Consider the following 12,743-nt stretch of genomic DNA (forward strand, 5'->3'; position numbering starts at 1 on the left):
AAAATGTTTTTATCTTTACGGATGTTTTGATGACAATATGATATAAACAGATACGATTATGAGTGTTTTTGGAAAGTTCCCCCGTACGTTTTGGGTGGCCAATGTAATAGAATTGTTCGAGAGATGGGCCTGGTATGGCTTCTTTATGCTGTTTGCGAACTACCTGACCGGTTCGTCCGATGCCGGAGGTCTGGAGTTTACCCAGGAACAGAAAGGCTGGCTGATGGGAGTCGGGACAGGGATTCTCTACTTCCTTCCGGTCTTGACCGGCGCGATCGCCGACCGGTACGGATACCGGAAGGTGCTGTTCCTCGCTTTTCTGATCTATGTGTCGGCTTTCCTGTTATTACCTCGTTTCTCTACTTTTACGGGCGTTTTCCTTATGTACTTGTATCTGGCGGTGGGAGCGGCGTTGTTCAAACCGATCATATCGGCTACGGTTGCCAAGACGACAACGGATGCGACAGCCTCCATCGGTTTCGGCATCTTTTATATGATGGTGAATATCGGGGCTTTCTTCGGACCTCTTGTCACTTTGCTTTTTAAAGGGACGTCGTCTTTGATCTTTTATGTGTCGGCCGGGATTATTTCGTTGAATTTTATCCTGTTGTTGTTCTATAAGGAGCCGGGGCGCATGGAGGATGAAAAGAGCACGGAACGTTTGTCCGAGACGTTAGCCGGCATATTCCGGAATATGGGCAGTATCTTGAAAGACGTGAAGTTCATCATTTTCCTTCTGATTGTGGCCGGTTTCTGGACGATGTATAACCAGCTGTTTTTTACCTTGCCGGTGTTTATCTCACAATGGGTCGATACGAGTGTCTTGTATGATTTCTTCCAGGTTCATTTTCCTTTTATCAGCCATAACTACAGTCCGGCTCCCGGTGTTATGGACCCGGAGTTTGTGACGAATATAGATGCGCTTTACATCATTTTGTTCCAGGTGCTGGTTTCGAGCGTTGTCATGAAGATGAAGCCCTTACGCTCCATGATGTCCGGCTTTCTGGTCTGTGCGGTCGGAATGTCGCTGACGCTTGCCTTCCAGAATGTGTTGTTTACGATGGTCGCCATTCTGGTCTTCTCTTTAGGTGAAATGGCGGGATCGCCCAAGATCACGGAATATATCGGACGGATCGCTCCGGCTGACAAGAAGGCTTTGTACATGGGATATTCCTTTATCCCTGTCTTTTTAGGAAATGTTTTGGCGGGTATTATCTCAGGATCGGTCTACCAGCATATGTCGGACAAGGTAATGATAGTCCGGGAATATGTGGCGGGAAAAGGCCTTTTGATCCCGGAAGGGTTGTCGAATAATGCTTATTTCGATGAGGTCGCCAGGCAGTCCGGCATGAGTCCGCGCGAATTGACCGATTTCCTGTGGAACGCTTATCATCCTTCGCAAATCTGGATGGTCCTGATGGCGATTGGCGTCGGAGCGGCTTTTGCCTTATTCGTGTATGACAGGGTGACTTCCCGTTCCGACGGTTGATTCAAGGTTTGCCGTAAGGCACTGCCGGTTCGTTCAGGTATTGCGGAGAGCAATTACGAAGTGTGTAGGCCAGGCGCGATGGTTCGCGGCGGTTATCCCATAATACAAGAACAGTGATGGTCTCGTCGTTGAAATGATAGAAAAGCGAATAGTTGGGAACGACTACAAAATAACGTATATGCGGATATTCCGTAGCATGGCCGGAAAGAGGAAAGAGGGCCGCTTGTCCGGCTGCTTCTTTGAAGTCCTCCTTTAACTTTTTGCTGTAATGTTTATTTCCGTTACGCTGATTATAAAACTTAAAAATGTCTTTGATTTCTAAGCGTGCATTTTCTGTCCAAACGATATTTAGTCTGTGGTTAGCCATTTGTCGAAATATTTTTCCATTTCTTCTTCTGTATGTACTTCTCCATTGCGCATTTGCTCCATAGCTCTATCTATTCTCTCTTTCAGTTCGGGAGAAAAGTAGAGAACATCGTTTGGATTGGACTGTTTTTCCCGTTCATTGAGCAATTGTTCAATATCGTCAAGCAGGCTCTCATCCGATATTTCGTTCAGACGTTCGATCAGATTTTGCTTTCTGAGTTCAAAGTATGTCATAATCTTTTGGTTTTTAAATAGGTTTGCAAGGTAGTCAAAAGTCTTGGATCAGACAACTAAAAAAGCATTATCTTTGCAGGCATGAAAAAGCAAGCCTTTATTTTTTATCCGCTTTTGTTTGTTCTCCTGTTGCTGCTGTTTGCCGGCGGGCTGGTGTATGGTGCCGTCTCGATACCGGTTGAAAGTGTGGTGAACATATTGTTGGGAGAAGGGACAGAGCGGCTTGCATGGCAGAATATCGTGTTGCAGAGCCGTTTTCCCCAGGCGGTGACGGCATTGCTGGCAGGCGCTTCGCTGGCGGTCAGCGGACTGTTGTTACAGACGCTGTTCAGGAACCCGCTTGCCGGTCCTTCTATCTTGGGAATCAGTGACGGGGCCAATTTGGGAGTCGCCGCGGTCATGCTCTATTTCGGCGGTTCGCTGAGTATGGTGGCCGATTTGCCGATCAGCGGCTATCTGGCGGTGATCATGGCTGCTTTCGGTGGCGCGGCCTGCATTTTGGGATTGATCATTTATTTCTCGGCGAAGGTGAAGAATAACGTCATGTTGCTGATTATCGGTATTATGATCGGTTATCTCGCTTCATCGTTGATCTCGGTTCTGAATTATTATGCGTCGACCGACAAGGTGCATGCATTCGTGATGTGGGGATTGGGGAACTTCTCCGGGGTTTCCTTGCAACAGCTGCCCTATTTTGCCGGTTTTGCTTGTATGGGATTGCTGTTGGCCATTCTTTTGATCAAGCCGCTGAACGCATTGCTCTTAGGAGAAATGTATGCCGCCAATTTAGGAATCAGGATCAGGCGGACACGCATGTTGATCCTCCTGTGCACGGGGTTGCTTACTGCGACTACGACTGCCTTTTGCGGTCCGATCTCCTTTATCGGGCTGGCGGTTCCGCATGTCGCGCGTTTGATGTTGGGCTCGTCCAACCATAAGATGCTGGTTCCCGTTACGCTGCTGACCGGTTCTTGCATCGCCTTGCTGTGTAATCTGCTGATGGTGCTGCCGGGCACGCATAACATCTTACCGCTGAATGCCGTGACCCCGATGCTCGGTGCGCCTGTCATCATTTATGTGATCGTGAACCGGAAGAACATCCAATACTTTGATTGATCGATCTATGACAAAAATTGCTGCAATAGAAACAAAAGGGCTCTCCATCGGTTACCTGCTGAAAGGCGGTAGGCGGAAAGTGGTCCATGACGATTTGAACCTGCAACTCGTTTCGGGCGAGGTGACCTGCTTGTTGGGATTGAACGGCGCTGGCAAGTCGACGCTCCTCCGTACGCTTTGCGGTTTCCAGCCTCCGCTCGGTGGGGAAATACGTTTGATGGGGAAACCGCTCTCCGGTTATTCGCAGGCGAACTTTTCCCTGACTGTCGGTGTTGTACTGACGGAAAAAACGAATGCAGGCGGAATCACCGTCTATGAGTTGGTTGCGTTGGGCAGGCATCCTTATACCGGCTTTTTCGGACAGCTGAAGAAACAGGATCGCCTTGTCGTCGAACAGTCGCTCGAAGCTGCCGGAATCGCTCATAAAGCCAGTAACTACGTTTCGGAACTGAGCGACGGTGAACGGCAGAAGGCTATGATTGCCAAAGCGCTCGCCCAACAGTGCCCGATCATCCTGCTGGACGAACCGACCGCCTTCTTGGATGTGACCAGCCGTATCGAAACAATGGTTTTGCTGCATCGTCTGGCAGTCGAGCAAGAGAAAGCGATTCTGCTTTCCACCCACGACCTGGACTTGGCTATCCAAATGGGGGATTGCCTCTGGCTGCAGGAGAAAGGGCGCCCGATGGTTGGCGGGACTCCCGAAGACTTGATCATGAGCGGAGCTTTCGAATCTTTTTTCGGCAAGGAAGGAATCGTGTTCGATCCGGCAACCGGAAAGCTGAATGCGGAAGCCCCCACGTCGCCCATCGGTGTGGAAGGCGACTTCCTGACTTCTTATTGGGTCGGGAATGCCCTGGTCCGCAATGGCTACCGCCCTTCGCCCGTAAAGGAAGGGCAGTTGAATATCACTTGCAAGAGCCCGCATGAACTGATAGCGGTTTTCCCCGATGGAAGGCAGGAAAAGCTCCGGACAGTGGCGGAACTCGTGTCTTTTATCGGCGTATTAGAATGTGTTGATATATAATATATTACAGTTTCCTCCCGTAGGAAACTGCAGTTCCCCTTGCAGGGAACTGTCGTTTCTTGCCGGGGGAACGAGAGTTTCCCTATTAGGGAACAAGAGTTTCTAAGTAAGGAAACGCGTTTTATGTATAGAAAAAAAAGAATATGGCAAACGAAATAACGTGGCGGCTGGAGCATGAAAAGATCGGCCGCCTATTAGTACATTATGCGATACCGGCTGTGATCGGTACAATGGTGAATGCTCTCTATAATATTGTCGACCGTATCTTTATCGGTCAGGGAGTCGGTCCGCTGGCGATGGCCGGACTGACGCTGACGTTCCCTATCCTGCTGTTCCTCCAGGCGTTCGGTATGCTTGTCGGGGCGGGGGCGGCGACTCGTGTTTCCATTCATTTGGGACGAAAGGCGAATGAGATGGCGGAGAAAGTGTTGGGAAATGCATTGACCCTGACGTTCATCATAACGCTCGTTACGGTAGTCCCCTGCATGATCTGGATGGAAGACCTGCTGCTCGCTTTCGGAGGAAGTGAACAGACTATTCCCTATGCGAAGGACTATCTGGATATCGTAGTCCCGGGGACGATCCTGACTTCGCTCAGCTTTGGTTTCAATGCCGTCATGCGTGCTTCGGGTTATCCGAAGAAGGCGATGTACACGATGCTGATCGGGGCGGTAGCGAATGTGATGCTCGATCCCGTTTTTATTTTCTGGCTGGATATGGGAATTAAAGGGGCTGCCATCGCGACGATCATCTCGATGCTGCTCTGTACTCTTTTCGTGATGAATCATTTTGTCCGGAAAGACAGTATTGTCCGTTTCCGCAGGGGAACGTTCAAGTTGGAAAAGCATGTGGTCTGGAACATTCTGACGATCGGCGTTTCGCCTTTTGCGATGCAGTTGGCGGGAAGTCTGGTGGTGGTGATCCAGAACTATGCGCTCAAACAACACGGGGGAGACTTGGCATTGGGGGCAAACGGCATTATCACCAGTGTCGGGATGCTTTTGGTGATGCTGATTATCGGGATCGCGCAGGGAATGCAGCCGATTGTCGGTTTCAACTTCGGGGCAAAGAAATACGGACGCGTCCAGGAGACGTTGCGCCTGGTCATCATAACCGCGACCATTATCATGGGGATCGGTTGCTTCTTCAGCGTGGCGTTTCCGAAACTCATCGCCCGTGCCTTTACGAACGATCCGGCTCTGTTGGATGTCACGGCAAACGGTTTGCGGATCAGCTTGCTGGTGTTTGTGGTCGTAGGTTCGCAGATCTCGATCAGCCAGTTTTTCCAGAGTATCGGGATTGCCTGGAAGGCCATGTTTCTGAGTCTAAGCCGCCAAGTCTTGTTCCTGATACCGGCGATGTTGCTGTTCTCCCGCTTTTGGGGGCTGGACGGGGTCTGGTATGCCGCTCCCTTCTCTGATTTTGTTGCCGCGGTAACTGCCTGGCTCTTTTTATGGTACCATGTTAAAAACATGAAAAGTAAAAGTTCGGATTGAACTTTTTACTATCTTGTTTGTCTACTATATGAAAGTAGATTGATTAGGTTTCAACTAAAAGAATGAGAAGTATGAAAAGAGTATTATTAGTACTGGCTGTCCTGCTTTTTGGTGCAGGGACAATGATGGCCCAGCAGGATAAAGCTGCCGAGAAGGCCGCAAAGAAAGCAGAAAAAGAAGCCAAGAAAGCTGCCGAGGCAGCCGAACAGATGGCCTTGTTCGAACAAGGCATACAAGCACTGAAAGAGAAAGATTTCGTGTTGGAAGCCGAACGTGTCGAGTTTAAGCGTGGGCGGTTCGTCTATGTGACGCCGAGCACGAACTTCGTTTCCATGAAAGGCGACCGGGCGACTATCCAGTTGGCTTTCAATACTGCCGCTGCCGGCCCGAACGGGATCGGAGGCATCACGGTCGACGGAAGTGCTTCGAATATAGAGATGAAAACAGACAAAAAAGGAAATGTTACATTCAGTATGATGGTACAAGGTGTCGCAGTCTCCGCCAATGTGACGATCCGTATGGTGAAAGGCACGAACAAATGTACGGCAACTGTGAGTCCGAACTTCAACAGCAACCGTATTTCGTTTACCGGTTACCTGTATCCTTCGGATCAGTCCAATGTGTTTAAGGGACGCGCCATCTGAGGTGTAGATTCTTTTGTTCAGGAAAAGCTGCTTTCGGAAAGGGAAGCAGCTTTTTTTATGCAACGTATTTTATATCTTTGTTCTCTAAATTATCATAAACATAAAAGTCATGCAATTAGCAATAGATCAGAAAGACATAGATAAGTTCCTGATGGTGGGTGACAAGGTGCTTATCAAGCCGAAGAACCCGCAGAGCCAGACAAAATCCGGATTGTACCTGCCGCCTACCGTCCAGCAGGAGAAGATTCAGAGCGGCTATATCATCAAGGTCGGTCCCGGTTTCCCGCTTCCTTCCCAGAGTGAGGAACATGAAGTATGGGAAAAGAAGAAAGAGGGCGAGGTGCATTATCTTCCTTTGCAGGCGCATGAGGGAGATCTGGCTGTCTTTCTGCAGAATGCGGCCTACGAGATCAATTTTAATGAAGAGAAGTTCCTGATTGTCCCTCATTCGGCTATTTTGATGTTGGTTCGCGACGAAGGTTTGTTCGAATAACTCCTTTTTGTTTGGCAAAATACTGTGCTATCCAGTTTTTTGATGTATTTTTGCAACCAAATCAACAAGACTAACTATCAATAGTAGCGATTATAATGAATAAAATTGTAAGTAAAGAACATTTCTCTGCCAACGTAGTGAAACTGGAAGTGGAAGCACCTTTGATTGCCCGCTCCCGTAAGGCAGGCCACTTTGTTATCGTGAAGGTGGGTGAGAAGGGCGAACGTATTCCCCTGACCATTGCCGGAGCTGATACCACGAAAGGAACCATCACACTCGTGATCCAGGCTGTAGGCGGTTCGTCGAAGAAGATATGCGAACTGAATGTCGGCGATTATATTACCGATCTCGTCGGCCCGCTGGGGCAAGCCACCCATATCGAGAAAGTCGGTACGGTCGTGTGTGCCGGCGGCGGTGTCGGAGTGGCTCCTTTATTGCCGATCGTGGAGGCTTTCCATAAGGCGGGCAACCGTGTGATCGTAGTGCTGGCCGCCCGTACAAAGGACCTGGTGATCCTGGAAGAACAGATGCGTGCCAACTCCGATGAGGTGATCGTGATGACAGACGACGGTTCTTACGGTACGAAAGGTTTGGTGACGAATGGCGTGGAAAGTGTGATCAACCGCGAAAAGGTGGATCTGTGCGTCACGATCGGCCCGGCCGTCATGATGAAATTCGTCTCTGCCCTGACGAAGAAGTACGAGATCCCGACCGTCGCCTCCCTGAACACGATCATGGTGGACGGGACCGGAATGTGCGGCGCTTGCCGTATCACGGTCGGAGGGAAGACGAAGTTCGTCTGTGTGGACGGACCGGAGTTCGACGCTCACCAGGTAGACTTCGATGAGATGTTGATGCGCCTCGGTGCTTATAAAGATATTGAAAAGAAATAACGAAACCACAGTAAACAAATGACAACAGAAGAACTGATCGCTGCCCGTCGTGCCGAACCGTGGAGAGAAGCACTGCGTAAAAGCAAAAAGAATAAGGAACGCACGGATATTCCCCGTGTGGAGATGAATGAACTGGATGCGGAATACCGCAGCCATACCCGCCTCGAAGAGGTGAACCTCGGATTGACGAAAGAACAGGCCATGCAGGAAGCCCGGCGTTGTCTGGACTGTCCGAATCCTACCTGTATGCAAGGATGCCCGGTGAGTATCAATATCCCGACTTTTGTGAAGAACATCGAGCGGGGCGAGTTCCTGGAAGCGGCCAAAGTGCTGAAGGAAACAAGCGCGTTGCCGGCTGTCTGCGGCCGTGTATGCCCGCAGGAAAAACAGTGCGAGAGCAAGTGCATTCATCTGAAGATGGGGAAACCGGCTGTCGCAATCGGTTACCTAGAGCGTTTTGCCGCCGATTACGAACGGGAAAGCGGAAACATTTCCGTTCCGGAAGTGGCGGAGAAGAACGGCATTAAGATTGCCGTTGTCGGTTCCGGTCCCGCCGGCCTCTCTTTTGCCGGCGATATGGCGAAGCGCGGCTATGACGTGACGGTGTTCGAAGCCTTGCACGAGATCGGCGGCGTATTGAAATACGGTATTCCCGAATTCCGTCTGCCGAATAAGATCGTGGATGTCGAAATAGAAGTCCTCCGCAAGATGGGGGTGAAGTTCATGACAAACTGTATTGTCGGTAAGACGATCAGCTATGAAGACCTGCATACCGATGGTTTCAAAGGAATCTTCGCAGCCAGTGGCGCCGGGCTTCCTAACTTTATGAATATTCCGGGCGAGAACCTGATCGGGGTGATGTCGTCCAACGAATACCTGACGCGTGTCAACCTGATGGATGCAGCCAATCCGGATAGCGATACGCCTGTCTTGCAGGGTAAGAAGGTGGCTGTCATCGGTGGTGGCAATACGGCGATGGACTCGGTCCGTACGGCACGCCGTTTGGGGGCCGAACGTGCCATGATCGTCTACCGCCGCAGCGAAGAAGAGATGCCTGCCCGTCTGGAGGAAGTGAAACATGCCAAGGAGGAAGGTGTGGAGTTCATGACGTTGCATAATCCGGTCGAATATCTTGGTGACGAACGGGGGCGTGTCAAGCAGATGCGCTTGCAGAAGATGGAGCTGGGCGAACCGGATGCTTCCGGTCGTCGTCGTCCTGTTCCTGTCGAAGGAGCCATCGAAACGATCGATGTGGACGAAGTGATCGTCAGCGTCGGCGTTTCTCCTAATCCGCTTATCCCGCGTGCTTTCCAGGGATTGGAAGTAAGCAAGAAGGGAACGATCGTGGTGAATGAAGAAAATATGCGCTCCGCCTTGCCTGATGTATATGCCGGTGGCGACATCGTCCGTGGCGGCGCAACCGTAATCCTGGCAATGGGTGACGGCCGTAAGGCGGCCGTTGCGATGGATGAGGCTTTGGGGGATAAGTCGGGTCTTGTCGATAGAAAAGTATAGAGGATAATAACCTGAGAAATGAGGATCGTATCAAAAGCCGGGTGTGACACGAACGGACATTGATACGGTCCTCATTTGTGATAACCTATTTGTTTTTGTGGATAATCAAAGTCGAAATCTGCCAAATCTGCCCAATTTGCCAAGGGCACTTTATAAATGCATATTTTGATCGTATCTGTTGTAATGTGTTTATAATTAGTGTTCTATGAGCTTTTTCCTCCTCTTTTTATTCAATTTCCCGATACCATGGAGTGAAATACACGGACAAAAATTCCCTTTGCCTTTCAATCGGGAAGGCGGTGTGTCAAAACTCCTTTATCACGATCTTTAGGGCACGGATTTCACGGATTTACACGGATAAATTTATTATCTTTCCGTGTAATCCGCGTAATCCGTGCCTGAATTGTGTCTATTGTAAGCAGGATTTTCTTTTAGACACACCCTCTTGTAGGGGCGGGGTTCTACTATTATTCAATGTAGTTCCCTCCCGGTTCTGTATGGGGTGAAGTAAAATTCTGTCCGTGTAAGGGGCATGGTTCAATTGCATTCATGAGCTATGAAATGTGTTAATTTATTGATATATAATCTTTTACTCCTGTTTTTATCAAAATGCCGGCATTTATAATAGGGGGAGTAGATTTGGCAAACTTGGCAGATTTTTGTATTTTTCCGGGTAGGGGGCGGGTAGATTTATATGGTTCGGGCGTCTGTTTGAGGTTGGATGGGCATCCGTTTTTACATCGATGGGCATCCGTTTTTATATGGATGGGCATCCGTTTGGAAATGGATGCCTATGCATGGTGATACAAAGATATGCATTCATACATGCCAAAGGCTAAAAAATAAAAAGCCCCGCTATTCCTAAGAATAACGAGGCCTTTTGGAAGCGAGCGGAAGACGGGACTCGAACCCGCGACCCTAACCTTGGCAAGGTTATGCTCTACCAACTGAGCTACTTCCGCAAAACATGTTTGCTCAAACTTGTGTACTCGAAGCGGGACTTGAACCCGCACAGCCGCAATGGCCAAAGGATTTTAAGTCCTTCGTGTCTACCGATTCCACCATTCGAGCATCCCTTTCTCTTAAGAGATGAGCGGAAGACGGGACTCGAACCCGCGACCCTAACCTTGGCAAGGTTATGCTCTACCAACTGAGCTACTTCCGCGTTATTGCAATGTTTTCGTTTGCGAGTGCAAAGGTAGATTAAATTTTTGTTTCTGCAAATATTTTGGACGAAAAATTAATAGTTTCTTACATAAAGTTTATTGTTTGCTTGGGAAACAGAGTATTGTCGTAAATAACTTTTACTGGGCCCTTCAACAGGATTTCCAATACCATTTAAAATTTCGAATTTACTGCCACATTTAGGGCAGATAGCATAAATAGCGTTTTCATCCACTTCAACCTTTACATTTGCTTGGGCTTCAAAAGGACATGCTGCATCAAATGCATAGTAGGTTTCTCCAGTTCCTCCATTATTGCTAAAACCGTGATAAACCAAAACTCCACCAAATCCTGCAGTTTCAAGTGGACCGATATTTGATCGTGTATAAATTTTATAGGCTTGTACAGCTTTTAATGCACGATCCTCAAATGTCAAATCCAATTCAAGATAAACGGGATAATTAGGTATAGTAGTTTCTGCCACTTTAGAGCATGAAAATATACATAAAATAAACAAGCAAAATAAAAATCGTTTCATCGTTTATTAAGATAAGAGCTGTTGTTCAGCCTCGTTTACTCTATTAAACGCGAAACCGTCCACAATATTTTGCATCAGGGCGGAAATCCGGTCATTGCATAAATTACCGATACTTCCTTCGTGTGTATGGTGGACTTCCTTGACAGGCACGAATTTCCCCGCTTCGATGTTCAATCCGACCTGCTTGTAAGCGTCACGGAAAGGCACGCCTTCCAGAACGAGACGGTTTACTTCTTCCACACTGAAGAGGAGCGCATATTTGTCATCGTCTAAGATATGCTCGTTCACTTTCACTTCCCGCATCATGTGCGTAACCATGCGGAGGCAATCCTTCAACTCGTCGAAAGAGGGGAGGAATACCTCCTTTATGATCTGCAAGTCGCGGAAATAACCTGACGGAAGGTTGTTGCTGATCAGCGTAATCTGCTGGGGCAATCCTTGGAGTTTGTTACATTTGGCCCGTGTCAGTTCGAATACGTCCGGATTCTTTTTATGCGGCATGATGCTGGAGCCTGTCGTGAACTGATCCGGCAATTTGATAAAACCGAAGTTCTGGCTGTTGAACATGCAAGCGTCGAATGCCAGTTTGGAAAGTGTGGCCGCAATTCCGGCCATGGCAAAAGCCACGGTACGTTCCATCTTGCCGCGTCCCATCTGGGCGTAAACGACATTGTAATCGAGCGAGTCGAAGCCAAGCAGGTCTGTTGTCATCTGGCGTCGGAGGGGAAATGAAGATCCGTATCCGGCAGCAGAGCCTAACGGGTTGCGGTTGCAAACCTTATAGGCCGCCTGCATCATCTGCAAATCGTCGGCCAGGCTTTCGGCATAGGCGCCGAACCAAAGTCCGAACGACGACGGCATGGCAATCTGCAAATGCGTATATCCGGGAAGCAGCACGTCCTTATACCGGTTGCTCTGCGAGATCAGCACCTCGAACAGGCCGGATACCAGTTCTACGATTTCCTGGATCTGTGCGCGGGTGAACAATTTCAGGTCCAGTAACACCTGGTCGTTGCGTGAACGGCCGCTGTGTATCTTTTTACCCGTATCGCCCAAGCGGCGTGTCAGCATCAATTCTACCTGTGAGTGGACGTCTTCCACGCCCTCTTCAATTACAAACCGGCCGCTGTCGGCAACGGCATAGATATTTTTCAGTTCGGCAAGCAGAACCGTCAGTTCCTCTTTGGTAAGCAACCCGATGCTTTCCAGCATGGTGATATGAGCCATCGAGCCGAGCACGTCGTACTTGGCGAGATAGAGATCCATCTCCCGGTCTTTGCCTACCGTAAAGGTATCCACTTCCTGGTCTACCTGAACATTCTTTTCCCAAAGTTTCTGAGCCATCAAAAATACAATTAATAAGGCAGGGATGCCAGTATGGTCGATATCTTGTCGATCGCATCCTGCAACGGTTTTGATACCATTGGTTTGATAAACGGATTCAGTTCGGCGCGGACGGTTATTTTCATCCGTGTGTCGTTCTCTTCTACCTGTTTCAACTGGATCCAGAGGAACAGGGGGACAGGAGAGTTCGTAGTCGTGAATTTGATTGTCTGGTTCGGTTCACGTTCCACGATCTGGAAGGTTATCTTGCCTACCGGTGCGACGGAAAAACTGCAAGAGTCTTTGTCGAACTCGAAATCTTTAATCTTATCCTCCGGTATGCGGTCCTGCACCTTTTCCAGGTTGGAGAGGTCGGACAGCATATTAAAAATACGATCCTCGTTAAAGGGGATCGTTTTCACTTCACTAACAAATTCAGTCATTT

At 48.9% G+C, this 12,743-nt stretch carries 13 protein-coding genes and 3 tRNA genes; 8 read left to right on the forward strand and 8 right to left on the reverse strand.

Annotated features, from left to right (window positions below; genetic code table 11):
- Positions 1 to 58: 58 nt before the first annotated feature.
- Positions 59 to 1,489, forward strand: a complete 1,431-nt coding sequence (locus tag ACW6QF_RS16100) for an MFS transporter (protein ID WP_456088561.1) — start codon at positions 59 to 61, stop codon at positions 1,487 to 1,489.
- A 1-nt stretch (position 1,490) separates the two neighbouring features.
- Here ACW6QF_RS16100 and ACW6QF_RS16105 read toward each other — a convergent pair whose 3' ends face one another.
- Together ACW6QF_RS16105 and ACW6QF_RS16110 are read right to left on the reverse strand one after the other, a co-directional pair.
- Positions 1,491 to 1,856, reverse strand: a complete 366-nt coding sequence (locus ACW6QF_RS16105; protein ID WP_298549252.1) for a type II toxin-antitoxin system RelE/ParE family toxin — start codon at positions 1,854 to 1,856, stop codon at positions 1,491 to 1,493.
- Complete coding sequence (locus tag ACW6QF_RS16110; protein WP_298549255.1) at positions 1,838 to 2,089, reverse strand: hypothetical protein; 252 nt, start codon at positions 2,087 to 2,089, stop codon at positions 1,838 to 1,840. Before ACW6QF_RS16110 ends, ACW6QF_RS16105 begins: the two co-directional genes overlap by 19 nt.
- An 81-nt stretch (positions 2,090 to 2,170) precedes the next feature.
- Between ACW6QF_RS16110 and ACW6QF_RS16115 the strand changes: the two genes are divergently transcribed.
- From ACW6QF_RS16115 to gltA, 7 genes are all read left to right on the forward strand, one after another.
- Positions 2,171 to 3,205, forward strand: coding sequence for an iron chelate uptake ABC transporter family permease subunit (locus ACW6QF_RS16115; RefSeq protein ID WP_456088562.1), 1,035 nt, complete (start codon positions 2,171 to 2,173; stop codon positions 3,203 to 3,205).
- Between the two features lie 7 nt (positions 3,206 to 3,212).
- A complete protein-coding gene (locus ACW6QF_RS16120) occupies positions 3,213 to 4,232 on the forward strand; it encodes an ABC transporter ATP-binding protein (RefSeq protein WP_298549260.1) in 1,020 nt (339 codons plus the stop codon).
- 143 nt (positions 4,233 to 4,375) lie between these two features.
- Complete coding sequence (locus tag ACW6QF_RS16125; protein ID WP_456088563.1) at positions 4,376 to 5,728, forward strand: MATE family efflux transporter; 1,353 nt, start codon at positions 4,376 to 4,378, stop codon at positions 5,726 to 5,728.
- A gap of 71 nt (positions 5,729 to 5,799) precedes the next feature.
- Positions 5,800 to 6,372 carry a DUF4251 domain-containing protein gene (locus ACW6QF_RS16130; RefSeq protein ID WP_298549266.1) on the forward strand — a complete coding sequence of 191 codons (573 nt, stop codon included), beginning with the start codon at positions 5,800 to 5,802 and terminating at the stop codon, positions 6,370 to 6,372.
- A 109-nt stretch (positions 6,373 to 6,481) separates the two neighbouring features.
- Entirely contained in the window at positions 6,482 to 6,865 is a 384-nt protein-coding gene (locus ACW6QF_RS16135; RefSeq protein ID WP_005637370.1) for a co-chaperone GroES, read from the forward strand.
- A gap of 95 nt (positions 6,866 to 6,960) precedes the next feature.
- The gene (locus ACW6QF_RS16140; protein WP_298549270.1) at positions 6,961 to 7,758 is read left to right on the forward strand and encodes a sulfide/dihydroorotate dehydrogenase-like FAD/NAD-binding protein; all 798 of its coding nucleotides are present in this window, start codon (positions 6,961 to 6,963) and stop codon (positions 7,756 to 7,758) included.
- Positions 7,759 to 7,776: 18 nt separating this feature from the next.
- Positions 7,777 to 9,273 (forward strand): NADPH-dependent glutamate synthase, encoded by a 1,497-nt coding sequence (gltA, locus tag ACW6QF_RS16145; protein WP_456088564.1) that lies wholly within the window; start codon positions 7,777 to 7,779, stop codon positions 9,271 to 9,273.
- Positions 9,274 to 10,162: 889 nt separating this feature from the next.
- Here the strand turns inward: gltA and ACW6QF_RS16150 are convergent.
- The 6 genes from ACW6QF_RS16150 to ACW6QF_RS16175 all read right to left on the reverse strand — a co-directional run bounded on the left by ACW6QF_RS16150 (position 10,163) and on the right by ACW6QF_RS16175 (position 12,741).
- A tRNA-Gly gene (locus ACW6QF_RS16150) sits at positions 10,163 to 10,235 on the reverse strand.
- A gap of 24 nt (positions 10,236 to 10,259) precedes the next feature.
- Positions 10,260 to 10,344: transfer RNA gene (locus ACW6QF_RS16155), tRNA-Leu, on the reverse strand.
- A 21-nt stretch (positions 10,345 to 10,365) separates the two neighbouring features.
- Positions 10,366 to 10,438: transfer RNA gene (locus ACW6QF_RS16160), tRNA-Gly, on the reverse strand.
- A 75-nt stretch (positions 10,439 to 10,513) separates the two neighbouring features.
- Entirely contained in the window at positions 10,514 to 10,975 is a 462-nt protein-coding gene (locus ACW6QF_RS16165; RefSeq protein WP_298551925.1) for a Rieske (2Fe-2S) protein, read from the reverse strand.
- 6 nt (positions 10,976 to 10,981) lie between these two features.
- Complete coding sequence (argH, locus tag ACW6QF_RS16170) at positions 10,982 to 12,319, reverse strand: argininosuccinate lyase (protein WP_456088565.1); 1,338 nt, start codon at positions 12,317 to 12,319, stop codon at positions 10,982 to 10,984.
- Positions 12,320 to 12,330: 11 nt separating this feature from the next.
- On the reverse strand, positions 12,331 to 12,741 hold the full coding sequence (locus ACW6QF_RS16175) for an SRPBCC family protein (RefSeq protein ID WP_456088566.1): 411 nt from the start codon (positions 12,739 to 12,741) through the stop codon (positions 12,331 to 12,333).
- Positions 12,742 to 12,743 lie beyond the last annotated feature (2 nt).

This window comes from Parabacteroides sp. (genome assembly GCF_977054455.1).

What these genes read in the sequence shown, in the direction of transcription:
- ACW6QF_RS16100 (WP_456088561.1), top strand. Translation starts at nt 59, where the DNA reads ATGAGTGTTTTTGGAAAGTTCCCCCGTACGTTTTGGGTGGCCAATGTA.
- ACW6QF_RS16105 (WP_298549252.1), bottom strand. Translation starts at nt 1,856, where the DNA reads ATGGCTAACCACAGACTAAATATCGTTTGGACAGAAAATGCACGCTTA.
- ACW6QF_RS16110 (WP_298549255.1), bottom strand. Translation starts at nt 2,089, where the DNA reads ATGACATACTTTGAACTCAGAAAGCAAAATCTGATCGAACGTCTGAAC.
- ACW6QF_RS16115 (WP_456088562.1), top strand. Translation starts at nt 2,171, where the DNA reads ATGAAAAAGCAAGCCTTTATTTTTTATCCGCTTTTGTTTGTTCTCCTG.
- ACW6QF_RS16120 (WP_298549260.1), top strand. Translation starts at nt 3,213, where the DNA reads ATGACAAAAATTGCTGCAATAGAAACAAAAGGGCTCTCCATCGGTTAC.
- ACW6QF_RS16125 (WP_456088563.1), top strand. Translation starts at nt 4,376, where the DNA reads ATGGCAAACGAAATAACGTGGCGGCTGGAGCATGAAAAGATCGGCCGC.
- ACW6QF_RS16130 (WP_298549266.1), top strand. Translation starts at nt 5,800, where the DNA reads ATGAAAAGAGTATTATTAGTACTGGCTGTCCTGCTTTTTGGTGCAGGG.
- ACW6QF_RS16135 (WP_005637370.1), top strand. Translation starts at nt 6,482, where the DNA reads ATGCAATTAGCAATAGATCAGAAAGACATAGATAAGTTCCTGATGGTG.
- ACW6QF_RS16140 (WP_298549270.1), top strand. Translation starts at nt 6,961, where the DNA reads ATGAATAAAATTGTAAGTAAAGAACATTTCTCTGCCAACGTAGTGAAA.
- gltA (WP_456088564.1), top strand. Translation starts at nt 7,777, where the DNA reads ATGACAACAGAAGAACTGATCGCTGCCCGTCGTGCCGAACCGTGGAGA.
- ACW6QF_RS16165 (WP_298551925.1), bottom strand. Translation starts at nt 10,975, where the DNA reads ATGAAACGATTTTTATTTTGCTTGTTTATTTTATGTATATTTTCATGC.
- argH (WP_456088565.1), bottom strand. Translation starts at nt 12,319, where the DNA reads ATGGCTCAGAAACTTTGGGAAAAGAATGTTCAGGTAGACCAGGAAGTG.
- ACW6QF_RS16175 (WP_456088566.1), bottom strand. Translation starts at nt 12,741, where the DNA reads ATGACTGAATTTGTTAGTGAAGTGAAAACGATCCCCTTTAACGAGGAT.